The sequence below is a fragment of the Kluyvera sp. CHPC 1.251 genome (genome assembly GCF_036759945.1).
GTDB lineage: Bacteria > Pseudomonadota > Gammaproteobacteria > Enterobacterales > Enterobacteriaceae > Kluyvera > Kluyvera sichuanensis.
This window is the reverse complement of the sequence record NZ_JAPKIC010000009.1, coordinates 158307-184032: the sequence shown is the minus strand read 5'-3', so window position 1 is coordinate 184032 and position 25726 is coordinate 158307. Positions and strand designations below refer to the sequence as shown.

12 protein-coding genes, 1 other RNA gene and 1 pseudogene are annotated in these 25726 nt (G+C 51.8%); 9 read left to right on the top strand and 5 right to left on the bottom strand.

Going from position 1 to position 25726, the window contains the following annotated elements:
* Positions 1–23: 23 nt before the first annotated feature.
* Both V6940_RS17765 and V6940_RS17760 read right to left on the bottom strand, forming a co-directional pair.
* Positions 24–1337, bottom strand: coding sequence for a TolC family outer membrane protein (locus V6940_RS17765; protein WP_255581327.1), 1314 nt, complete (start codon positions 1335–1337; stop codon positions 24–26).
* Positions 1338–1434: 97 nt separating this feature from the next.
* Positions 1435–13584: an Ig-like domain-containing protein gene (locus V6940_RS17760; RefSeq protein ID WP_333496741.1), complete on the bottom strand. Its 12150-nt coding sequence runs from the start codon at positions 13582–13584 to the stop codon at positions 1435–1437.
* Between the two features lie 555 nt (positions 13585–14139).
* On the opposite strand from V6940_RS17760, the gene ssrA reads away from it, so the two are divergent.
* The 3 genes from ssrA (at position 14140) to V6940_RS17745 (ending at position 18146) form a co-directional block, all read left to right on the top strand.
* Positions 14140–14502, top strand: a transfer-messenger RNA (tmRNA) gene (gene ssrA / locus V6940_RS17755).
* Between the two features lie 184 nt (positions 14503–14686).
* Positions 14687–15889, top strand: a complete 1203-nt coding sequence (locus V6940_RS17750) for an integrase domain-containing protein (RefSeq protein WP_200047633.1) — start codon at positions 14687–14689, stop codon at positions 15887–15889.
* Positions 15890–15914: 25 nt separating this feature from the next.
* The gene (locus V6940_RS17745) at positions 15915–18146 is read left to right on the top strand and encodes a hypothetical protein (protein ID WP_333496740.1); all 2232 of its coding nucleotides are present in this window, start codon (positions 15915–15917) and stop codon (positions 18144–18146) included.
* A 353-nt stretch (positions 18147–18499) separates the two neighbouring features.
* On the opposite strand, the gene V6940_RS17740 is transcribed toward V6940_RS17745, so the two are convergent.
* The 3 genes from V6940_RS17740 to V6940_RS17730 are packed head-to-tail and all read right to left on the bottom strand — an operon-like array spanning position 18500 to position 20062.
* A complete protein-coding gene (locus V6940_RS17740; RefSeq protein ID WP_153752444.1) occupies positions 18500–19066 on the bottom strand; it encodes a phage polarity suppression protein in 567 nt (188 codons plus the stop codon).
* Positions 19067–19082: 16 nt separating this feature from the next.
* Positions 19083–19328, bottom strand: a complete 246-nt coding sequence (locus V6940_RS17735; RefSeq protein WP_000984211.1) for an ogr/Delta-like zinc finger family protein — start codon at positions 19326–19328, stop codon at positions 19083–19085.
* Positions 19325–20062 (bottom strand): glycoprotein 3, encoded by a 738-nt coding sequence (locus tag V6940_RS17730; RefSeq protein ID WP_333496739.1) that lies wholly within the window; start codon positions 20060–20062, stop codon positions 19325–19327. The genes V6940_RS17735 and V6940_RS17730 overlap by 4 nt, the downstream gene beginning before the upstream one ends.
* Before the next feature lie 540 nt (positions 20063–20602).
* Between V6940_RS17730 and V6940_RS17725 the strand changes: the two genes are divergently transcribed.
* The 6 genes and pseudogenes from V6940_RS17725 to V6940_RS17700 all read left to right on the top strand — a co-directional run.
* Positions 20603–20869: a helix-turn-helix transcriptional regulator gene (locus V6940_RS17725; protein ID WP_000556587.1), complete on the top strand. Its 267-nt coding sequence runs from the start codon at positions 20603–20605 to the stop codon at positions 20867–20869.
* Positions 20866–21423, top strand: a complete 558-nt coding sequence (locus tag V6940_RS17720) for a host cell division inhibitor Icd-like protein (protein ID WP_333496738.1) — start codon at positions 20866–20868, stop codon at positions 21421–21423. The genes V6940_RS17725 and V6940_RS17720 overlap by 4 nt, the downstream gene beginning before the upstream one ends.
* On the top strand, positions 21420–21647 hold the full coding sequence (locus V6940_RS17715) for a hypothetical protein (protein WP_199999022.1): 228 nt from the start codon (positions 21420–21422) through the stop codon (positions 21645–21647). The genes V6940_RS17720 and V6940_RS17715 overlap by 4 nt, the downstream gene beginning before the upstream one ends.
* Positions 21644–21964, top strand: a complete 321-nt coding sequence (locus V6940_RS17710; RefSeq protein ID WP_333496737.1) for a DUF5375 domain-containing protein — start codon at positions 21644–21646, stop codon at positions 21962–21964. The genes V6940_RS17715 and V6940_RS17710 overlap by 4 nt, the downstream gene beginning before the upstream one ends.
* Positions 21965–21978: 14 nt before the next feature.
* Positions 21979–24312: a primase-helicase zinc-binding domain-containing protein gene (locus V6940_RS17705; protein WP_333496736.1), complete on the top strand. Its 2334-nt coding sequence runs from the start codon at positions 21979–21981 to the stop codon at positions 24310–24312.
* A 599-nt stretch (positions 24313–24911) separates the two neighbouring features.
* A pseudogene (locus V6940_RS17700) lies at positions 24912–25397 on the top strand (integrase core domain-containing protein); the annotation flags it as partial.
* Positions 25398–25726 lie beyond the last annotated feature (329 nt).

The following is a 25726-nucleotide window of genomic DNA, read 5'->3' as shown; positions in this document are numbered from 1 at the left end:
AACCACTCCTGCATCCGTGTTGTCTATAGTGCGGGTAAGTCATCACCAACGGTTCGGCTGCGCTCGATGCCTAACATATCAAGCAGGTTATCGGCGGCCCCCGCGTAGCGTACGGCAGCATCCCACGCGTCATAGCGTGCGGTTATGGTGGCGCTATCGGCCTGAAAAACGTCCTGTTCAATACTCAGCAAATCGTTCAGGCTGCGCTTGCTGAGGCGATATTCATCGCGATAAACCCGGCGGGCCAGTTCGGCGGTGGCCGACTGCGCTTCCCCTGCCTGCTGGCGAATCTGAGCACCGGTCAGATCGGCCCAGGCGGTCGCGGCGCGCTGGTTCATGTCCAGCTTGCTCGCTTCAACCTGAGCCTGAGCGCTTGCCCGGTCCCCTTCTGCGGCATCCACGCGAGCACTGACCGCACCGCCCTGGTAGAGTGGCGCATCAACCACCAGCTGCACCTGATCGTCCCAGTAGTTGCTCTGATCGTTTTCATAGCGCGTCCGCCCGGCCTGCACCGAGATGGTCGGCCAATGCTGGGCCTGCGCCTGACGAATACGCTGTTCCGCCGCCAGCTGCTTAGACTGGGCGCTGCGCACCGCATTGCTGCGTTCATACGGAAGGGAGTTAACGGAGAATTTTTGCTTCATCAGATCTTCAGGAAGGTCCGGCAGGTTGTCAGACACCACTCCCGTCAGCACGCTTAGCGCCGCCTGTGCGGTGCGTTTCTGCGCCTCAAACTGGGCAACCGTGGCGTTCATGCCAGCGATACGCGACTCCGCCTGTAGCACGTCGGACTGCGAGCTCAGGCCCGCCTGGGCACGCAGTTTCGCCATCTCCTGAATAGCCTGAAGCGACTGAATATTATTACGCGCTACCTGCGCCAGCGCCTGATAGCGCTTTACCTGAAGATAGGTTTGCAGCGTTTGCGTACCAACATCGTTGAGGGCGCTGTACAGCTCGAAGCGCCATGCGTCGGAGAGGTTGTACTGCTCATCGATACTGCCGCCGGTTTTACCAAAATCGTACAGCAGCTGTTTTAGCGAAACGCCGCCAGAACCGTTGTTATTCAACGATCCGGCGGAGTCAGTACGGTGCGATCGCCCCATGTTGCCCTGCAGGGAGATCTGCGGGAACCAGGCGCTTTTCGCTTCATCAAGATTCGCCCGGCCGACGCGAATCTGCGCGGAGGCCTGGGCGATTTTTGGGTTGCGGGCAAACGCCCGCAGTATCGCTTCCTTAATGGTCAGCTGAGCCTGAAGCTGTTCGCTTGGGGCCGATTGCCACCGATATTGTCCTTCGTTACCGGGAGCCGCCAACAGATTAGCCATCGGTAACATCATTAACAGTAGAGATACGGCACGTTTCATTTTTCCACCTTAGGATTGCCCGTGGTGATATTGTTGATTGCCCGCCTCATCCCTGAGGTGTTAATTCCCGTTAGACCATGTTGACATGCAGTCCATGCTGAATGAGGACATCGCTGAGCGTATTGGTTTGCGAACTGTTGTGATAGACGTCGAACTGCACGCCGTTCACCTCACGCTGCCCGGTAATCGCCCAGGTATCACCCGTGCCTTGTTTCAGGTTGATCTGGTCGCCGTCGCTGCCTTTGATCAGCAGATCGTCTTCCGGTTTATCGGTGATCGTCAGCGCTTCGTTAACGTCCAGCGTGATGCTGTTGTTCCCGGCTTTGCCCAGATCAATCACTTCAATGTTGTGAACTTTTCCTGCCAGGTCGATGAGATTCAGAATGATATTGGAGCCATCCAGCACCAGGGTATCGGTTCCCGCGCCGCCGTCGATTTCGGTAAAGCCCAGCGATGAGAGATGGATGGTGTCGTTACCGGTGCCGCCATGTACCGTATCGCCGGTCTGCGTGGTGCCGTCAGCAAGGTCGATGCTCAGGCCGCCAATGGTGTAGGTGGTCTCCGTGGTAGTGGTATCTGTGGTGGTGGCCGTCTCATGAGTGGCGGCGGTGGTGGTCGTGGTGTTCGAACTGTCCGAACTTGTCTGCGAACTGTTGTCCGAACCTTCGTTGGCACTGGCAGCAAGCACGGAGAAGCTGGCCGCTTCCGTCATCAACGTTGAAGTACCCGGTGGTGGTGTGGTGGTTGGGTTTCCGCCGCCAAGACCAACATTCAGATAGGCCATATTGCCCGCCGAATCTGCTGAAGAAAGGTAAACAATCGTGCTCAGCGAGAGGATTTTCACCAGATCCAAACTGAGATTAAGATCCGTACTCCATGTTCCGTCTGCTCTAACCGTCGCGCTTCCGAATGCCAAATTCGCCAGGTTAATGTTAACGAGCGATCCTGCCTCAAGGTAATGTGATGTGCCGCTGAGGGTCAGAATAGCCGGTTTGGTTAACCCTAACGACCCCAGCAGCCCACCGACAAGCCCCAGAAGGCCAGAGATTACCCCCGATAACACTGGCGTCAGGCCCAGATCTGGCTGGGTCAACTTCACCGCAACGTCGGTTGATTTCGTGTCGGTATTACCTACCCGGTCGGTGACGGAATAGGTAATGGTGGCGGTATTCCCCTGCAACGCTTTTAACACCGTATTGCTGATGGAGGCCGTCCATGTGCCGTTACCGTTTACCGTGCCGCTGAACGAGACGCCACCCACGGTTACCGTCACCACCGAGCCACTGGTAGCGTTGGTTATTGTGCCGCTAATTATCTGCCCGGAAGCCGCTTCACTGATATTGAGTTTGCCATCAGTGAACAGCGTGGATACCGAGATGGATGGCGTATGAAGGATGACATCCAGTGCGCCCGTCGTGCTTGCCACTTTACCTGCGGAGTTGGTCACCGACACGCTAACGCTTTGCTGACCATCGCTCAGGCCAGTCAGCGCGCTGGATGGAACCGATACTGCCCAGGTACCGTCCGCCGCCACGGTGGCAAAATAGCTAACCCCGGCCACCAGCACTTTTACCTGCGAACCGATGGCATTCTGGCTGATACCTGAAATGGTCTGCGCAACCTTCGATTCCGCGCTGTTCAACCCGCCGTTCAGCACGCCCCCCACCAGGTTATCGCCGAACAGTGAAGTAATCGTCACGGAAGGCGTCGCCTGAATCGCAACGGTAACCTGCTGAGAGTCCGATGCGACGTTGCCTGCGGCATCGGTCATCGTCACGCTAACCTGCAGCCCGTTCAAACCCGAGCCATCCTGCAGATTCTGCAATGAGGCAGCCGATAGCGTTATTTGCCACAGTCCGTTGGCGCCGATGGTCGCCGGAATACTCAGCGCCCCCACACTGACCATAATTTGCGTACCCACCGCCAGGTTGCTGCTGGTGCCGGATAACACAGGATTGGTCAGCAGATCGATAAGATCCAACGTCCCATCGCCAAACAGCGTGTTCAGGTGCAGCGACGGTACGGCCTGTACAATCGCGTTCACCGTTTTACTGCCGGTTACCGTATTGTTCACGGCATCAACCACCGATGCGGTAACGTTGAATACACCGTCTTTAATCTGCGACAGCGTTCCCGCTGGCAGCGATAACGTCCAGTTGCCACCACTGAGATCGGCCAGATAATCCGTACCGTTTACCGTCACCTTGACCTTATTTACGCCATCAGCCAGACCGGTCACCGTACCGGAGATAGTCTGCGTCGCAATGGCTTCTGCATGGTTAAGATAGCCGTCGTTGCCGAACAGCGAGGTGATCGCGACGATCGGCAGGTTTTTCAGCCCAATGGTAATGTTAGGCCCCACCGTGGTTAAGCTATTACCATCCGGCGTAGTCACGGTGATGCTGGTAACAAATAGCCCATCCGACAGGCTGGCAAGAACGCTCGGCGACAGGTTGATCGTAAACCCACCCGAACTGGTGCTAACGACGCCGTTAAAGATTTTCGTTCCAAAGGACACCTGGACCGTTGAACCTATCGGCGCATTGCCAATCGTACCGACGATCGTCTGGTTCGACTGCGACTCAAGAAGGTTCAGCAGATTGTCACCAAACAGCGTCATGTTTTGCAGGACCGGAGCAACCAGATCCAGCTTAATCGACCCGGTCTGACTCGCGGTATTACCGTACTGATCGGCCGCCGTAATCGTAATGCCCACATTCCCTGTCCCCAGCCCCTGCAAAGCCGTTTTTACCGTATCCGGTAAATTCACCGACCAATGTCCAGTACCGTCTACGTTGGTCGTAAACGCCGTGGTAGAACCAACCTGGATGGTCAGGGTTTTGCCCGCAAGATTGGTCGCCGTCCCGCTGAGGAGCGCGCCCGCCAGTTCAGGAATGCTCAATATGCCGTTGCTAAATAGCGTGTCGAGAGAGATTGCCGGCAGATTATGGGTGACCACATTAAAGCTGGCGCTGGTGTTAATCACGTTGCCCGACGTATCGGTAATCGTCACGCCGACCGTCGCCATCCCATCCGGAAGGGCTTTGAGTACGTTGGTTGGCAGCGAAGCCGTCCAGTTCCCGAGCGCATCCACCGTCGCCTGTATCGTCTGACCACCAAGGGTAAGCACCAACGTTTTGACGTTCGCAGCCTGGCTGACCACCCCGGAAATGACCTGATTCGAGCCGCTTTCCACCAGGTTAATGACGTTATCCGCCGTCACCAGCACGTTAGTTATCGCGGGAAGGTTCGTTAGCGCCAGACCCACCGCCGTGGACTCACTGGCCTTATTACCATAGCTATCAACCACCTCGACGTTCATCGTGAGCGAACCTGCCGTCAGACCCAGCCAGATAGAAGGCGAAAGTTCGATGGAATAGCTTCCATCCGCTGCGACAGGGATGTCTTTGGCGATAGTAATACCCGCAATGATCAGTGAGACTTTTGCTCCCTGCGCGTTCCCCGTAATCTTACCGGTCAGCAGTTGCGTCACCAGCGATTCAGCAAGGTTGACCACGTTATCAGCGGTGACCTTATTGAACTGCACGTCCAGCAGTGGGTTAAGCGCGATGTTCGTCGACAGGTTTTGAGTGGTGGTGTTGCCTGCCGTATCGGTGGTGGTAACCGTCAGCGACAGCGGGCCATCACTTAATTTTGCTAAATCCGCAGCATCAAGCTTCACGCTCCAGTTTCCGGCCCCATCGACCGTAGCGCTCAAATGCGTGGACATAAAATCAACCGTAACGGTGTTGCCCGGCGCCACCACCCCTTTTAGCAAAGGGCCGGTATCAATATTAAGCGTCGTCAATACGGCCGGCAAACCTGCCGTCACGCTCAGCGTTGGCGCGGTGCCATAGACAGTAATGATCTGCGTTCCATCTTTGATATTACCCGCCGCATCGCTGATGACTGCTTTAATTTCGTAAGTTCCATTACTCAGCGCAGTCATATCGCTTATCGGCACGTTCGCCGACCAGACGCCCCCTGAAACCTGTGCATAATACGTTTTATTGTTCAGCGTAATGGTCACCCAGCCGCCATTCATGTCGGACGTTCCGCTGATAACCTGCACCATCCCTTTTTCACTGATATTCACAAAGCCATCCGTAGCAAACGTATTCAGACCTAACGTTGGGGCAACACGGTCAACAATCACCGTTTGAGTAACGATCACCCCTGGCGCGGCAGAGCTGGTTACGGTGATCGTATAATTGCCGTCAGTTGGGAACAACACAGTCGGAAGCGACCCACTCCAGGTTCCATCACCGTTCACTGCGGGAATAATGAAAGGCGTGGGGGTGCCTGTTGACAGATCCAGAATGGTGACAAGCAAACTCGCACCAACGGGAAGGTTAAGCGCGTGGCCGGAAATCAACACATTACCGCTTAAGAGTTCATCGTTGTTGATATAGTTATCACTAGCCACCGCATCAACGCTGATCAAAGGCGCCGTATTGGTGAGGTTAATAACCAGCGCCCCGGCATTGCCTGCTGTTGCCGTGTTCCCCGCCTGATCTACCGCCGTAACCGAAATAGCTCCGGCGCCGAGCAATTGCATCTGCGCAGGCGTTAACTGAAGCGACCAACTGCCGTCGGCCTGCACCGTGGTGCTGAAGACGTTATTGCCGGTGCCAGTAAAGGTGACGGTAATCGTATCGCCCTTCTGCAGATGGCTGGAGGTACCGCTAATCACCTGATTGGTCAAACTTTCGATGTAAGTCAGCGTGTTATCGCCAGCAAACGGTGTAGTGACGGTAACGGTCGGCTTGTCCAGCAGCAACGTAACCGTCGCGCTGGCGGTATTGGTGTTATGGACACCATCATCAAGTGACACGGTGATATTCTGCAAACCGCGTTCGCTAACGTCCGACCACTGATCGGCGGTCAGCTTCAGCGTCCACAAGGTTCCCGTTACCTGGGCATCAAACGTATGTGTGCCGATCGTCACTTTCACCGTCGAGCCAGACGCATACGGTGACGAAAGCGTGCCGTTGAACGTCACGCTGCCCGTTGACGCATCCACCGCGTTAACAAACGTTGGCGCGGTGACGGTCACCGAAGGTGGCGTCAGCGCAACCTGATAATTTGTCGTACTGGTCGTGCTGTTGCCGTACTGATCCTGCGCATAGATGACTATCTGATGCTGTCCAGCAGAGAGCGATTGTAAAGACCCGGCAGGCAAGTTAACCGTCCAGTTTCCGCCCGCATCAACCGTTGCCGTGTAAAGCACGCCGTTAACGTCAACCTTCACCGTCACATACTGGTTCGCCCCAGTAACCCCGGTTTTGCCGGTCAACGTCGCCGCGCCCGCCGCCTCTTTGATATTGAGGAAGCCATCGCCGAATGGGTTAATCACCTCTGGAGAAGGCCGCACAGAATGTACTGTGACATTGATAGGGGTGGAGGTATTGCTGTTGCCCGCGCGGTCGGTCACCGTCACGGTAAAGCCCAGGGAGTCCAGATTTTTCAGCGCCGCCAGATTCGATTGCGGGATGGTGACCGACCAGTTGCCATTAGCATCTACCGTGCCTGTCGTATAAACCGTGCCGCCTAACGTCAACACGACGCTCTGACCGGTACCGATAACACCGGTATTCCCTTTGATAATTTGATCCGTCTGGGTTTCGGCGTAGTTAATAACGCTATCACCAAACGGCGTGAGGTAAGTTGCCACCGGCAGCGTATGGGTTAGCACCTCAAAACTGCCCTGCCCGGAAATCTGGTTACCGGCAATATCGGTCACGGTCACGTTAACCTGCAGCACGCCGTCCGGCAGCGCCTTAAGATCCGCACTCGACATTGGCAATGACCAGGTGCCATTACTCAATACCTGAGCGGCAACCGCCGGCCCGTTATTGATGCTGACCATTACCGATTTCACCAGCGTAGAATCGATATTAAGTGCGCCGGTCAGAGCACCTGGACCGGATGCTTCAACTGCGTTTAATATCCCATCGATGAACGGTTTAGCCAGAGTCGGAGGGGTCAACGGGTCGGTATAGACCTTCACATCAAGCGCGTCGGACACTACCTGATTACCCGCTCTATCCCCCACCACCAGCGCTAGCTTATGGCCACCATCCTGGATGGCATTCAACTGGGATGGCGTCAGTACCACCGACCAGTTGCCATTAATATCAACCGTACCGGTGAACGCCAGGGAGCCATCCAGCGTAATTTTAACGGTTTGTCCGCCTCCGGATTGCCCGGTACTCCCGGTCAACGTGATCCCGGCACTGGCTTCTGCCTGGCTTAAAATATTGTCGGTACCAAACACATTGGCAGGCAGCGTTGCCTGAGCCACACCCAGCACCACATCCAGATTTCCGTGCGCCGTGGCCGGGTTCCCCCAGGCATCATTCGCGGTAACCGTTACGTCCAACTGACCGCTGGTTTTCAGCGCCCCAGGCGTGACAGCCACGGTCCAGGTATTGCCTGAAACGGTACCGTAAAACTTATCATTGCCAATCGTTACCGTAACCGAAGTGCCATTTACCAAACCGGTGACCGTTCCGCTCAGCGTAGCACCTGCCTTCGCCTCAGCGATGCTGACGATATTATCGACAAACATTGACCCCAGCGTGATGCTTGGCCCACTGGTCGTGTTGACGCTCACATTCACGGTATTTTTCGCGGTATTTCCTGCCGCATCGGTGCTGGTAAAAACAAGCGATGCCGACGGCGGGAGCGATTGCAGGTCGGCTGCCAGCAGCGTCATCTGCCAATTGCCCTGACCGTCGACGACCGCCGAGATAGTTCTGTTATTGATGTTGAGCGACACGGTTTCACCCACGCTCCCCTTACCACTAACGATGCGATCGACCGCCGCTTCAGCAATATTGAGATAGCCGTCGCTGAAGACCGAATTCACCACGTCCACCACAAGCGTTGGCGCAGCCGTATCTACAGTGATGTTATGCGTGGTGCTGGCAGGGTTTTGCGCTGCATCAGCGGCATCCGCCTTGATAGTGTAAGAGGTATCCGTCAGTGCCTGGACATCGCCCTTCGGTACGGTGAAACTCCAGTTACCGTTTTTGTCTACGGTCGCGGTGTAGGACTTCGTATTCAGTACTACCGACACCACCGTCCCGGTAGCCAACCCTGTCGATGTACCGTTAATCAGTAGCGAGGTCTGATGTTCAAGGGCGTTAATCACATCATCCTGCGCGATCACGGTGATAGCGAGCGTCGGCTGTGAAGCTGGCTGGGCGATAAAGGTGACAGAATGTTCGCCTGATGCAATATTCCCGGCAAGATCGCTGACCGTCACGCTAATCACCTGCGCGCCGTCAAGGATATTGGCAACATCAGTTTGAGGAACGGTGAGTGACCACGTGCCGCCAGCCTGCACCTTCGTGGTGTAGGTCTGACCGCCAAAAATAACCGTCACACTCCGGCCAACCTCAACGTTCAGCGTGGTACCGCTGATGATGAGATCGCTACCGGCTTCAACTTTATTGACGTAATCATCGGTCGAGATTTTGTCTATCTGAATCTTCGGCGCATTGAGCGGTGACGCATCCAGCGTGAAGCTTGTCGATGTCGTCGTGCTGTTACCCGCATAGTCTGTGGCCGTCACCTTCACCGTGACCGGGCCATCTGGCACGCCAGAGAGCGCGCCAGCAGGCAGCATAATACTCCAGGTGCCATTCGACTGGAGTATTGCATCATAACTTTGCCCGTTTACCAGTACGACGAGCGTCAGCACGTGCTTAGAGTCATACGTCCCCATTCCGCTAATCGTCAGCGGGCCCGCGGCTTCAATGCTGTTGACAATGTTATCGACGGTGACCGAGTCAACGCTAAACGTTGGCGCAATCTTATCCACCACCAACGGAGCCGTTGCCGAATTCTGATTACCGACGGCATCAATAACGCTAACGTTCACCGTATGATCGCCATTGCCTAATACCGCCAGCTGCCCCGGCGTCAGCGCCAGCGTCCAGTTGCCGTTTGCATCAACGACGGCGTTCAGCGGAGTACCATTATCCAGGGTGATAGTAACAAGCTGCCCTGCCCCCTTGATGCCGGTAGTGCCGCTCAGGCTTCCGCCAACCAGCGCTTCGGCGGCATTAATTACGCCATCGCCAAATGGCAAATGAATCGCGGGCTGCGGCAGCGTCTGGGTAATAATCGTAAACTGGTGCTCGCTGGAGACGACTTTGCCATCCACATCCAGCGCTGAAACGGTGATCGTCGCGGTTCCATCTGCAATCGCAGCGGCATTCTGCTTCGGCACCGTCGTAGTCCAGGCTCCGCTTGCGGAAACGGTGGCGGCATACTGCACGCCGTTAATGGTGATCGTCACAACGCTATTTTCAGGGATCCGCGCAGAGGTACCGCTGATGGTCAACCCATCATCGATGCCCGCCGCGTTGATTTTATCCGTTCCCTCGACGGGGCCCACGGTAAGCGCACTGATATCGGTATCAACGCGGAAATCTTCGCTGACCGATGGCGAGGTGTTGCCAGCCGTATCCGTGACGGTAGCCGTCACGCTATAGGTTCCTTTGGACATCCCGGAGAGCGTTGAGGAAGGGACAAATACCGACCAACTGCCGTCTGAACCCACGATGACATCAGACAATGCGCTACCATTAAAAATCACCGTGACTTTAGCACCGGCCTCCATCGGTACCACTTTCCCTGTTAGCGTAATACCCGCATTTAGCTCCGCAATATCAACGATATTGTCTTTGGTCACGGGATCAATCACCACGTTCGGCGCAATGGTGTCGACGGTGACGTTATGGTTCACCGTCGTGCTATTACCTGCGGCATCCGTCGCGGTCACCGTAATGGTCGTGACGCCGTTGGGTAAGACGGACAGCGCAACGGTGTCGAGCGCAACTGACCAACTGCCGTTGAGAAGCGTCATCGGATAGGATTTATTATTAATCGTCACCACGACCGATTGTGCATCGGCTGACGCGCTGGCCGTCAGGGTAACGCCCTGAGCAATATTAATACTGCCCAACAGATCGTTAGCGTTAACCGGTGCGACCGTTAATACCGGCGGTGTTTTATCTACAGTAAAGGAGGCAGAGGTGGAACCGGGGTTACCCGCCACGTCGGAGTAGTTAAAGGTTATCGAATTGGCGCCATCGGCCAGGCTCCCCATCGCCCCCTTCGGCAGCGTGATTGACCATGAACCGTCAGCCTGTACAACGCCAACGTATTGCTGACCATTCAGCATCGCGACAATTTTTTGACCACTTCCGGAAACACCCGTTTTCCCGGTAATCGTTTGGTCTTTAGACGATTCGCTGAGGTTAACAATATTATCGCCGCCAAAAAGCGGATCGACGGAAAACGCAAATTTGGTATGGATAGCCACCGTAAAGCTATGGCTATCAATCACGGTGACCCCGTTGCTTGTGGCGCTCGCCGTGAGCGTAATCGGCCCATCCGCCAGGCCGGTTAACGATAAAGGGTTTGTCTGCCAGGAGCCATCCGCTAAGACGGTGGCGGTATACGCCACACCGTTGAACATCACGGTAACAACGGTTCCCTGCGGCAAACCGGCGCTGGTTCCCCGGATGATCAGGCCGCCGCTGGCTTCCGCGATATTCAGGTAATCATCGCCAGCGACAATGTTAATGGACAGCGCATCGCTGTTGGTATCGACGCTAAAATTGGAGTTAAGCGTTGTGTTTTGCCCGTAGCCATCCGTTATGCTGACCGTTAGGTTTTGTGAACCATCCTCTAATTTTTGCAACTCAGCAGCCGGAATTGTAACCTGCCAATCACCGGATGCGTTGGTGACGGTTTGGTAGCTTTTGCCATTCAATACCACCGTCACCGAACTATTGGCCTCTGCGTTCGACCCTCCGCGCAGGATTTGATCGGATTTGACCTCCGCCGCATCAAGCACGTTGCCGTCGGTGAAAGCCTGCACCGAGATCTTCAACACCGCCGTTTTCACGCTGACCGTTTGCGTTACCGTGGTGGTATTTCCTGCCGCATCGGTTAACGTAGCGATCAGAGTGCTATTGCCGGCTACCAGTTTACTGAGGTCCGCTGTTGGCAATGAAATCTGCCAGGAACCATCTTCTCCAACGAGCACGCCAGGGTAGGTCTTTCCATTGAGCGACACCACCACGGTTTTCCCGCTTTCGCTCACCGAACTCATTCCCCTTAACGTCTGGTCGCTCAACAACTCGCTGCCATTAAGCTTGCCGTCTCCCGTTAGCGGCAGGATGGTCAGAGGTGGCGGAACGGTATCCACAACGGCCGTTGCCGACGCTTTGCTGGTATTGCCTGAGGCATCACTAGCATTTGCCGTTACAGTCAGCACGCCATCGGCTATTTTTTGCAAATCACCCGCAGGAACCGTGACCTTCCACGTACCGTTGGTATCGACCGTTGCATTATAGGTTTTACCGCCGAGTTGAACGGTAACCGTTTGACCCGCCCCCGTTACGTGAGTGCTACCACTCAAAGTCTGATCAGATTTCTGCTCGCTCGCATTCAGATAACCGTCACCAAACACCGGGTCAAATTCCAGATTAGGCAGGTTGTGGATCTGTACATTCAGCGTGTGCTCATCCGTTGCAGTATCAGTATTGAGAATGGCCTCCGCTGTAATCGTTTTAGGTCCATCCGACAAGGCGATGAGATCATCCGACGGGATCGCCACACTCCAGTTCCCGGCGGCGTCAATATTGCTCACAGGGTAGTGTTTTCCATCTATCGTTACGCTAACCGTAACGCCTGGCGCAAATCCCGTTACCACGCCGCGTATTTCCAGCGGCTGCGACGCTTCGTTGGCATTCAGGTAATCATCGACCGAGAGGATGGCGATGGCGATGGCGGAGTGAGACGTATCAACGGCAAAATTTTCAGTCGCACTGGTACCGCTCCCCGATACAGTAATCGTTGAAGTCCCATCGGCCAACGATCCTAAATCTCCCGCTGGGATGGTCGTTTTCCACGAGCCATCACTTAACACCTGGGCGTAATAGGCTTTATTAATCCCTGAAATGGTGATGGTCAGAATCGTCCCTGTGGGGAGATTTATGGAATGGCCGCTCACCGTCTGATTAAGCAGTATTTCCGCACTGCTGATACTGTTATCGCTCGTAAAGGGATCAATGGTAATGCTTGAGATAACAAAATGCGTATGAACAGTCTCGCTGCTGGTGGTCACGTTACCGGCAGGATCCGTCGCGCTGTAGGTAATCGTGTAGTCCCGACCATCACTCAATTGCGCCATGTCCGCCTGAGGGATAGTTAACTTCCATTGCCCGTTCGCGTCAGGCACCGTGGTGTATTGTTTGCCATTCAGCGTGACAACGATTGTTGATCCCGCATCTTTCACATCAATAGTGCCGCTCACAATCTTATCGGCACTATGCTGCGCCTGCGTCACCGTTCCCCCAGTTGTAAACGGCGTCACCGTTAGCTGAGGAGGTACGGTATCCACCGTGATCACACTCTCTTTAGAATAAGTCGCACCGCCAGAGGTGGTGAGGGTGACTTTGAGGGAATAGATACCATCAGCCAGCGTTTGCAGAAGTGAAGGCGGCAGCGGGGAGCTCCAGGTACCGTCAGCATTAATCGTCGTGCTCCAGGTCTGACCATTCAGGCTAATCGTCAGCGTACTGCCCGCAAACTGAGACTGAACGCTACCGCTAACGGTCTGCGCCGAGCCAATTTCCTGTTTATTAATGATGTTATCGGTCGCAACAGGAGCAATGGTTATGGTTGGTGTCGTCGGCGCTGACTGCTTATTATCATGACTATCGCCACTATTGCTTGCCGCTGCCGCGACGCCAATCACGCCGCCAATGGCAGCAATCCCGCCCAGTGCGGCAAGCGCAGATAGGCCGCCCGCGCCAATCAGCGAACCCAGCGCCACATCGCTGAATACAGGCACGATCGCTTCGGCAGCAATAGGCCCCGCCTCCGCCGCCGCAGGGAATACCGCATGATGAACGCCCAACTGATCTTCAAAGATAAGCTCGCTATGCAACCCCTCTTCATCCAACAGGAAGAAGTTTTGGTAGCGCACCGTCGTGCCATCCTTCATATGGATAATCAAGTCATTTCCCTGGCGTTCATAAGAACCCACAACGTCAGGAGAAGCATGAACGCGAACGACACTCGACTGCGTCAGGTTGACAACCCGATCGCTTTCTTTTGTATATTCCATCACGAGATTACCGGTTTTCCGGTTTAATACATCGACGGCGCCTGGCAGGCTATTTGACGGGGGCATAGATTCACCTCGAAAAAATTTCGAATATGGTCATCAACCCTCGTCTATACGAGAGCTAACGCACAGTATTAAATTTGTGAAATTTATGGCTTCTGCTACACACTCTTAAATAAAACTCATCTGATTGTTTTTAAAGGAAAAACAATCATAAACCTTTGAAATCAAAAAACAGCAATATAAACACATATATACAATGTTCTATGTATAGGCAAATGCAAAGGTAACAAAATATTGGTAATTTTCACGATGTACAATATATCTCTCAATTATCAAAAAATAAGTTAAGCCTGACTAAATCGGTGATAGAAGAAAATTAATTAAAATTTAAATAATCAACACATTAAAAAGAATATTGCGAATATATATGATATATCATGTTTTTATTTTAATATTTTATCATCGATACGTTTCTATAGTCATAAACGCAAAAACAGAGACCGTAGCCACTGCACAGTGTCTGTTCATATTCTAGCCACATCTTCCATATCAACACCCCACCACAATCTGGGCTGGTATGCCGCATAACAAATCTGTTATACTTGTTACCACACTATTGGGGCTGATTCTGGATTCGACGGGATTTGCGAAACCCAAGGTGCATGCCGAGGGGCGGTTGGCCTCGTAAAAAGCCGCAAAAAATAGTCGCAAACGACGAAAACTACGCTTTAGCAGCTTAATAACCTGCTCTGAGCCCTCTCTCCCTAGCTTCCGCTCTTAAGACGGGGATCAAAGAGAGGTCAAACCCAAAAGAGATCGCGTGGAAGCCCTGCCTGGGGTTGAAGCGTTAAAACTAATCAGGCTAGTCTGGTAGTGGCGTGTCTGTCCGCAGGTGCCAGGCGAATGTAAAGACTGACTAAGCATGTAGTGCCGAGGATGTAGGAATTTCGGACGCGGGTTCAACTCCCGCCAGCTCCACCAAATCATGATCCGGATACGTCCGGTGAAGTACAGAAAGCCCGCACGGCACAAGCCCTGCGGGCTTTTTTGTGTCTGTCGTTGTCCGAGAACATCCGGCTAAATCCGGTGATTATTGGTATACGTTTAGGTATACGGTAGGATGTATACCTAAAAGCGTATACCAATTCATGAAGGAGCGGCCACAGTGGCACGGACAACACGCCCCCTGACCAACACCGAAGTTCTGCGCGCTAAAGCGTTAGAGAAGGATCTAACGCTGCATGATGGCGATGGCCTTTTCCTGATAGTGAAAACCAGCGGGAAAAAGCTCTGGCGTTTCCGTTATCAACGTCCGGCGACAAAACAGCGGACAATGATGGGGCTAGGTGCTTTCCCCGCCCTTTCACTTGCTGACGCCCGAGGGTTAAGAGCGGATTACCTTGCCTTGTTAGCCAACGGAATTGACCCGCAAATTCAGGCCGAAGTTGCAGAGGAACAGCAGCAAATCGCTCTGGACAGTATTTTTTCAACGGTCGCCGCTAACTGGTTCCATCTCAAAAGCAAAAGCGTTACCCCTGATTACGCAAAAGACATTTGGCGTTCACTGGAGAAAGATGTATTCCCTGCCATCGGTGAGATCCCCGTTCAGCAAATCAAAGCCCGAACTTTGGTTGAAGCCCTTGAGCCAATAAAAGCACGTGGGGCGCTTGAGACTGTACGTCGACTGGTGCAGCGTATTAACGAAATCATGATTTATGCCGTAAACACTGGTCTGATTGATGCCAATCCAGCATCCGGTGTTGGCATGGCCTTTGAGAAGCCCAAAAAGCAAAACATGCCGACGTTGCGGCCAGAAGAATTGCCGAAGCTGATGCGTTCTTTAGTCATGTCAAATCTGTCTGTTCCGACTCGCTGTCTAATCGAATGGCAACTCCTGACCCTTGTGCGCCCTTCTGAGGCCTCCGGTGCTCGGTGGGCTGAAATCGATCTCGATACAAAGCTATGGACGATTCCGGCCGAACGAATGAAGGCTAAACGTGAGCACATAGTTCCTCTCTCAACTCAGGCATTAGAGATTCTCGAAGTGATGAAACCTATTAGTGCCAATCGAGAGCACGTTTTTCCGAGCAGGAATGACCCAAAGCAACCAATGAATAGCCAGACGGCTAATGCTGCGCTGAAGAGAATTGGATATGGTGGAAAGCTTGTTGCTCATGGTTTAAGGTCTATTGCGAGTACAGCGATGAATGAAGCGGGGATGAATGCGGATGTCATAGAGTCAGCATTAGCGCACACCGATAAAAATGAAGTACGTAGAGCTTATAATCGTTCAATTTATTTAGAACAAAGGATAGAGCTAATGGGTTGGTGGGGGAATTACGTTAAGTCACTATCAGCCAGTAATTAAAAAATAATAAAAGGAATGCGAAAAAATGTATAATTCATTTGTTACAACCAAAGTCCGTCCCATTCGAAAGTTGTTTATCATCGAAGATGATCATGAAATATTCCTATCAATATTCATGTCGTTAATGCAAGATATTGATGGCATCCTAAATTTAATTTTAAAAAATGATAATTCATTGCTTTCAGAAGTAAACAAGGCACTTGTTGATAGCTATGATCCTGATGTTGTACTCAACTATTCAAACCTTGAAGATGAAACCATTTCAGAATTCTTTAATGCTATAACTTACAATTCCAAGTCAACTAACTATAATTTACTAAACTTTTGCTCTCCAATTTTCACGTTCTCTAGCACTCCTTATTTAGCCACAAAAGACCCAACATTAATACCTAGTAAAGTTTATGCATCATCAAATATTGAATATACTGCCAACTCGTTATTCCTCGCTTTAAATTTTGGTGTAATAGATAAAAGAAACTATGTCCACTTAAAGAGAATGCCATCAATTTTTCAAGATGTAACCATTTCATGCATCGCCGACCCTAATAAAATAAAATCAAATATATTCGAAAACAAAACAAAATATCACAATTTAACCAACGCTATAGGCTCTGCATATACATCATCAAGTATCTATGACAAAAACCATAATAATAAAGTTTTTTTTGCAGATAAAGACAAGGATTATCTGTTTATCTCACACTCGTCTGACTTCAATTTCATTCTTTACTTTTGGAACACCAGAAACAGCTATAACTATGCCAAATTAGCTTGGTTGCCGCTTGAAGAAATTGAGAGATATGGAGAGATAATATCTAATGAAACCATATTGGTCGTAAGCAATGAAAACGAAATAAATAAATTACCGTCCAACCTTTCAAGCAATGAATATATTATTGCTGACAAATACTACTTCCCAAGTAATAAAGAAAGATGGACCAATTTTGAACATAACCAATATCTCACAGACCCATCAGACATCAAAACCCTAACTCACCCTAATGAAAAGACATTCGCTGATATAGGTTTTGGAGGAGGATTTGTTTTTGAAGTTAGAGGGCCAGCAGAACTATCCTATCCAAAAAAATATTTTTTAGGCCATTGTTTTTCTGATAACCTCGTAGATAACTCAATGTTTTCGCACCACTTTACACGCTTATCCAAGAAGGGGTTATCCAAGTACTTCAAACATTTCTCTCCTTACAGCACATCAGGAATAACTGAAACATTCAAACTACCTTCATTTGTTGATTTACTTCACTCACATTTCCACCATTATAGTCTCACATTAAAGCAAACAGCAAAAACGTTTATTTTAGAGCAATTAATACAACTACTCGGCGGAGTTGATAACGCTAAATTAATTAGCGACAAAAAAATATTTGATTTATTGGTATCGCTGACCCCGCATACAAGGACAGAACGACTTGTTAAAAAGGCATTTCCTAATCTTGAAGATAATATTTCACACGATGACTTAATTTCTCACATTGGCACTCTAAAAGAGCGAGGCGACATATCGTTATCATCCACCATTATTCCTATGGAAACCATAGAGAATAAATTAAAAGACAAAAACACATCACCCGCACTCTACCAAGGGAAGTTGCAAAACTTATATAATGCAAACATTTTATTAAGAGGGAAGCATTTCCAATGTGAGCATTGTTCAGCAATGCTATGGTTCCCCTTGGAAACCTTACAACGGATAAACCACTGCGTCGAATGTGGGAACGTGATTAACATACCTTTATTCGATAACGGGAAAGTACTAAACGACCACTATAAGTTAAATCAACTAGTAGCCCGCGCGGTAGACCAAGGTCAATTAGCCACTTTATTATTAATAAATTACATTAATAAACAAGGCTATAACCATTTTAGTTATGAATCCAACTATGAAGTATTTAAAGAAACAAAACTAATATCTGACATCGATGTTTTTGTGAAGATTGGTCATAAATTGGGCCTATGCGAATGCAAGTCTAATGCTACATTCAGCACCAAGCAAATCGACGAACTTCTCAAGATAGCCGCACTGGTGAATTGTGACTTTATAATGTTTTCTTGTCTCCTCAGCAAGGATGATGAGCGAATCATTAAAACAATAGAGTATCTTAATGCTAAAGAACTGGATATCCCGGCATTCATCGTAACTGCAAACGAACTTTTTGCCGAAAAACCGGCTCGAATATACAAACACTTTGAAATAAACTTCAAAACCAATGATTTTAATAAAGGGCCAATACTTTTATGAATCTTACGAGAGAAAGGGCTAAAACAAACATCCGCAATATAGTTTTATGTTAATTGGGATAAAAACTTTAACTCTTTTTCGGAAATTCACGAAATTCGGCCCGTCCCAACCATCACTAAAATTGGATGAATAAAATAATTTAGCTCTGCAGGCAGCGCGCAATGCTCTCCCCGCCACGCCTGCCCGCTTAAGGGACCGCTTTTAATGCAGGTGCAAAGGTGGCCTCAGGCCGCGCCGCAACTGGCGCTGGCAGGGAGTGCCGGGTCGGGAAAACGCATGCAAAACCATGCACCTTAGGGATGCATGGCTAAATTCGGGAAAAATGACGGGATTTACAGGGATTTTTTGACAGACTACTGCGCGGCCAGTCCGGCGCGTCGACGGGCGTAAATCATGTTCTGTGCAGGGGTGAATTTTTCACGATTATCATCCCGCGAAGGTGCGTCAGGCCTGTATCCGATAGCTGTTAAAATATCGCTGTCCTGTGCAGAATAATTAATGTCATTTCCAGCGGTCAGCCAGACGGAAAGAGCTTCTCTCAGGTAAGAGACTGAACGGTCAATCGCGCGATTTTTTATCATCGCGGGCTGGTTTTTAATCCCCATTAGCTCCGGTGCCAGTGCCGCGGTCAGCTCTGCGCCGTTCTGCTGCATAAAATCATGCAGCCGGTTACGGATGCTGATGCGCTGCACTTCCTCATGCGAGAAGATGTAGCGACCGGCAGCCTGATTAACCTCCCATTTTTTTACGTCAATCAGGTCACGCAGCGACTGTAATCTGCGGGAACCTGATGCATTGTCACCCAGCAATAATTCCTGATATTCCTGCTCTGCGGCGGCCAGTTCGGTTTTACGGTTCAGCCACGCGGTTTTGTTCGTCTGGCAGGCTTCAAAAGCCTGCTGTAATGTCAGAGTGGTCACGGGTTGTCTCTCCTGATTAATGGCGGAACGGCGAGCTGTAGCAGCCTTTTACCCGACGGGGTGCCACGGGGGCTGTCGGCACCGGCGCGGGTTTCTCATCGACGACCGGCGAGCGTATCACTTCAAAAATCGACTCATGCGTTTTAAATGTCGCCGAGCAGTGTACATTCTGGCACTGCAGGTAACTCTCTTTGACGCTTTCAGACATATAGCGGCTGGTGCGAACGTGTGCCGCTGTGCGGCAGAAAGGGCAGCGCATCATGACAGTAACCCCCGAGCCTTAAGGTCAGACTCACGTTTTTTCATTTTCTCAAACCATACCTGACGCTGGCCGGGCGTGACCGCAACATCATGCTCCATATGTGGCAGCGTGGAGGATGAGAGCCCTGTTTTAAACAGCACCGGTTCATCGGTCAGACGGATATTGCAGCCTTTCACGGCTTGTTCAAGCCACGCTTTCACCTGCTGCATAACGGCCTGCTCTGGCTGGATATATCCCTGATGCCCGGTGGTATTGGCAAGCGGGTTATTCAGAACCAGTATGTTAAGTTTCATTGCCCTGACCAGCGCGCTACAGGTATCACGCAGGGCAGCATTTAGCTCATGCTCTGCGTACTGGCTGAGGACGCTGTGATGTGCCTGACGGTATGCTCTGGCCGTCCGGTCACACACTCCTTTAAGGCTGTCCAGTTCAAAAGACAGAACCTCAGCCATATTGTCACATTCCTGCGCCAGTTCCCGCCGTGCCACGCGTGCCAGATGGCGTTGTTTCAGCTCGTCAGTAATGACAGCACCACCGGCACGAAAGGCGGTGCGCCATGCGCCGCAATCATTCTCATTTTCCTGCTCCAGTTCCTTTTTTTGTGCTTTCACCTGGCTGATGGCCGCCGTGGTTTCATCCATGCGTCGGGCACTGGTGAGATGCGCTTCTCTGGCCGTCTCAAGACTTTCTATTGCGGGTTTAAGGTAGTCGGGAATAACAGCGGTCTGAGTCATGTCGGCTCTCCTCTTCGTTTCAATCTGAGGAGATTCTGCCGCGCCGGACACAACAACACGATTCATTGCCGTTGTGGCAAAAATGGCACAAACAGACCTTAAAACCCGGCTGGCCAGAGAAAGGTCTCAGGAAAACCTTACTCACCGTTTGTTTTTTTACTTATAACTATTCACTACTGTTCACTGAAAAGAAAAAGATAAGTAATACAGAAAGATAAAGGGTGAACAGTTGAGGGTGTAACTGTTCACCGACTGTTCACTACTGTTCACCTTTTGCTTTTTACCTAGGTTGCCGGATTTAGTCTTTTTTTCGATTAATTATGAGGAAATATATAAGTGAAAGTACTTAAAGTTACTGCAATGTAATGCATTGATTTGCATCTGTTTGCCAGCGTTTGCCATTGTTCAAAAATCGCTCTGTTGTGTGGCGAGGAGCTATAAAAAGACTTGTTGCCCTGAGGGAAAATATTCACAAAATAGAGAGCTACCCGAAGCCGGACGGACACGACCGGCACTGTATGGACTTTGTGAGGTAGCCCGATGCACACCGCTTTTTCTTCCCCGTCTTCTGCTCCTGCCGCGCCGCTGATGCCGGTCTCTGATACCGTTCATGAGCGCTTTATCCGTCTGCCCGAAGTGATGCATCTGTGCGGCCTGTCCCGGTCGACGATTTATGACCTCATCAGCCGGGAGGCTTTCCCGAAACAAATCAGCCTGGGCGGTAAAAACGTGGCGTGGGCGCAGTCTGAAATCACCGCATGGATGGCGGATCGCATTGCCGAACGCAACCGGGGCTATGACGCATGATGATGACCGTTCAGCAAACAGCCCCTTTTTCTGGCTTGCTTCTTTTCGCCGTTTCCAGGTATAGTTTTCCCGCTGTCGCAAAATCGGCAGCCGGAATTGGCGTTCCGAATAACTTCAAGGCGACACGACACGCGCCATGCGTGTTTTTTTATGTCGTTGCTCAGGCACACCCATTTTCAGGGCTGTGGTGTTTATTCGTGCACCAGAGTCCTTTTCTGATAATGGTAGTCCGGGCGGGGCAGCCTTCGGGCTGGCCGGTTTCCTTGAAGGCCGGTTACGCCAACCCCGTTCGGGCTGCCACCAGTGAAATTGGCGTTTCCGGTGGTAGTTTTTCAAACTACTTCAAGGAGGCTGCCATCATGGCTACTACCCTCACCCCGTCACACCCGCAGTTTGTCTTTGTGTTTGCCGCTGTTCGTCGCGCAGACCGTAAACCCCGTATCTGTATGCTTCGCACCGTTGCCGGTGATGAACACGCCGCACGTCTTTCCCTCGTTCGCGATTACGTCCTCTCGTTTGCTGGCCGTCTTCCGGTTGCGGAGGTGCGCGCATGAAACACACCACCATTACCGCCCGTGACCTCGAATGCCTTGAGCACATGCGCAACGTCGGCCAGCTCGTCGGCGACCTGATGCAGGTACAGGACTGCGCCACCGTTCGTCGTGACCCGGCGCAGCACTTACAGCTCACCTCCGTGATTTACCTCATGACCGCCCAGCTCGACGGCGTGGTCGAACGCTGCAATCAGCAGTGGCTGACCGGGGAGGGTAACGTATGAAAAAGCCATTACCACCCGTATTACGCGCCGCGCTGTATCGTCGCGCCGTGGCCTGTGCCTGGCTGACCCTGTGCGAACGTCAGCACCGCTACCCGCACCTCACCCTCGACACACTGGAAAGCGCCATTGCCGCCGAGCTGGAGGGCTTCTACCTGCGCCAGCACGGCGAGGAAAAAGGCCGCCAGATTGCCTGTGCACTGCTGGAAGATTTAATGGAAGCCGGACCACTCAAAGCCGTGCCGTCGCTGTCCTTTCTTGGGCTCGCCGTAATGGATGAACTCTGCGCCCGTCATATCACCGCACCGGTACTGCACTGAGGGAGAAAATAACAATGAAAATGAATGTAACGGAAACCGTAAAACAGGCGTGCGGCCACTGGCCGAACATTCTCCCGGCACTGGGTGTGAAGGTGATTAAAAACCGCCATCAGTCCTGTCCGGTGTGCGGCGGCTCTGACCGTTTCCGCTTTGACGACAAAGAGGGGCGCGGGACGTGGTTCTGTAACCAGTGCGGCGCGGGTGACGGGCTTAAGCTGGTAGAGAAAGTGTTCGGCGTAACCGCATCAGAGGCCGCCCAAAAGGTGAATGCTGTCACCGGCAACCTGCCGCCGGTTGCCCCGGAGGTGATTGTGGCCGCAGAGGCTGAAACGGTGGCTGACCGCAAAGCGGCGGCCGCGCTGGCCGTCAGGCTCATGGAGAAAACCCTTGCGGCCACCGGCAACGCCTACCTCACCCGCAAGGGTTTCCCCGCTCTGGAATGTCTGACGCTCACCGTCATGCATAAAACCGGCGGCGTGACGTTCCGCGCCGGGGATGTGGTTGTCCCGCTGTATGACGATACCGGCGCACTGATTAACCTTCAGCTTATTAATTCTGACGGTCTCAAACGCACCCTGAAAGGCGGAGCGGTAAAAGGTACATGCCATATCATCGAGGGGCAGAAACAGGCAGGAAAACGTCTGTGGATAGCGGAGGGCTATGCGACCGCGCTCACCGTGCATCACCTGACCGGCGAAACCGTCATGGTGGCGCTGTCCTCCGTGAACCTCCTTTCTCTGGCGAGCCTTGCCCGTCAGAAATATCCGGCCTGTAAGATTGTGCTCGCTGCCGACCGTGACCTTAACGGCGACGGCCAGAGCAAAGCCGTTGCGGCCGCAGATGCCTGTGAGGGCGTTGTTGCCCTGCCGCCGGTGTTCGGTGACTGGAATGATGCGTTCGTTCAGAAAGGCGAAGAGGCGACGCGGAAAGCGATTTATGACGCCATCCGGCCACCGGCTGACAGTCCTTTCACTACCATGAGCGAGGCGGAATTTACCGCCATGAGCACCAGTGAAAAGGCAATGCGGGTGCATGAACACTACGGCGAAGCGCTGGCCGTGGATGCGAACGGCCAGCTCCTGTCCCGCTATGAGGCCGGGATATGGAAAATCATTCCGCCGTCAGATTTTGCCCGCGATGTGGCCGGGTTGTTCCAGCGTCTGCGCGCGCCGTTCTCGTCGGGGAAAATCGCCTCAGTTGTGGAGACCCTGAAACTGATTATTCCGCAGCAGGACGCCCCGGCGCGCCGTCTGATTGGTTTTCGCAACGGCGTACTCGATACCGCCACCGGTACTTTCAGCCCGCATCATAAATCGCACTGGCTGCGCACGCTGTGCGACGTGGATTTTACCCCGCCGGTGGAAGGCGAAATGCTGGTGACTCACGCGCCGAACTTCTGGCGCTGGCTTGACCGTGCGGCCGGTAAAAATCCACAAAAACGCGACGTGATACTTGCCGCGCTGTTTATGGTACTGGCGAACCGCTACGACTGGCAGCTCTTTCTCGAAGTGACCGGGCCGGGTGGCAGCGGGAAAAGTATTCTGGCTGAAATTGCGACCATGCTTGCCGGGGAAGATAACGCCACATCGGCCACCATTGAAACGCTGGAGTCACCCCGCGAACGCGCTGCTCTAATTGGCTTCTCGCTTATCCGTCTGCCAGACCAGGAAAAGTGGAGTGGTGACGGGGCAGGACTCAAGGCCATCACCGGCGGGGATGCGGTCTCCGTTGACCCGAAATACAAGGATGCGTACTCCACCCATATTCCGGCGGTGATTCTGGCCGTGAACAATAACCCGATGCGCTTTACCGATCGCAGCGGCGGAGTTTCCCGACGCCGGGTGATCCTGCATTTCCCGGAGCAGATTGCCCCGGAGGAACGCGACCCGCAGCTTAAAAACAAAATCGCCCGTGAGCTGGCCGTGATTGTACGCCAGTTAATGCAGAAGTTCAGCGACCCGATCACCGCGCGCGCACTGCTCCAGTCACAGCAGAACTCCGACGAGGCTCTCAGCATCAAGCGCGATGCCGACCCGACATTTGATTTTTGCGGCTATCTGGAAGCCCTGCCGGAGCCTGAGGGGATGTATATTGGCAATGCCAACATCATTCCGCGTCAGCCGCGCCTGTATCTGTATCATGCCTATCTGGCGTATATGGAAGCCCATGGCTACAGGAATACACTCAGCCTCACCATGTTCGGTAAGGGATTGCCAGCCATGTTGAAAGAGTACGGGCTGAGTTATGAGAAGCGCCGAAAAAATCAGGGCATACAAACCAATCTCGCGCTAAGAGAGGAAAGCAACGCCGACTGGCTGCCGAAATGTGATGAACCCATAGCGAAATAACCTACCCTGACCGGCAATCGCCGGTCTTTTTTTACCTGCAAAATGGCAAAAGTGAACAGTAAAGTGTTCACTGTTCACCAACCATTCACCGCATAACTTAATGAATATTATAAACAAAAACCATTAGTGAACAGTGTGAACAGTTTTTCTAAAAAAAAGTTTTTTTTCTTGATGTGATCTATTCAAAAACAGGTTCACTTAACCACAGGAAGCGCTGCAACAAATCACCATTGGTATACGCTTAGGTATACCAATGAAAGTTGAATTGGTTAAAATTACTTTATAACAGATAGTTACGGGAATTATTCAGACTCCGCCAGCCCACCAAAATTCTTTGTCGATGGTCACCAGAGCCTGAGATGAAGTCCTGAAAGCCCGCATGGCGTAAGCCTGGCGGGCTTTTTTGTGTCTGTAATCTTCCAAGACGACCCCCCTGAATCCAGAGATAATTGGTACACGTTTAGGCACACGCTATGATGTGGTCCACAATACGTGTACCCACTATGGAAGGGATCCAGATATTGATCGACTCTCCGTTGATGAACACACCGCGATGTTAGCCATGTCTTCAAAAGCCACATGAAGACATCCCCATGTAGAAGCGTTTTTTCGATGAACAGATCATCAGTATCCTCCACGAAGCTGAAGCCGGGGTTTCTGCCCGTGAGCTCTGCCGCAAGCACGCCATTTCCGACGCCACCTTTTATACCAGGCGTGAGAAGCCATGCTGGATAAGGAGGCACTTCAGATGGCTCTGGCGCGCAGGCATTTTGGCTACCGCTGCTCCGCCCGACAGCCCCCAACCTGACCTGTGTGAACGACGTCACGAAGGAGTGCCTGACAATTACCATCGCATTCGGGATTTCAGGCGTTCAGGTCACGCGTATTCTGGACAGCATTGCACTGCTTCGAGGCTATCCGGTGACGATAAGAACTGTCCAGGAGGCGGAGTTCACCAGTTGGGCAAGCCAACGTAGAACGCATTTATTGAGAGCTTTAACGGACGATTTCGCGATAAATGTCTGAATGAGTACTGGTTCAGCGATATCGTTCACGCCAGGAAAGCCATTAATGACTGGCGGCAGGTCACTGACGCGATAAAATTTCTTCTTCAGCTAGAAACACAACTATTTTTCACACCATTAAATGGCTTCTGGTTTCCTACTGATACATTTCAATCAGATGATAAATCATCTACTAAATATTTAGAATATTCTGAATATGAACAGGCGCTATGAGCGCAGCCGAAATTGTATTTATTACCGGTTCAACATCCTCAGCTATAGCTCGTCATCTTTCCAGATATGTAAGAAAAAGAGAGAATGCTCGATCTAGAAAGGACAGTACTTATTTCTATGCAATTATTTCATGTGAAAGATACAAAGACAGATGACTGCTCCTTTGACAGGGTTAC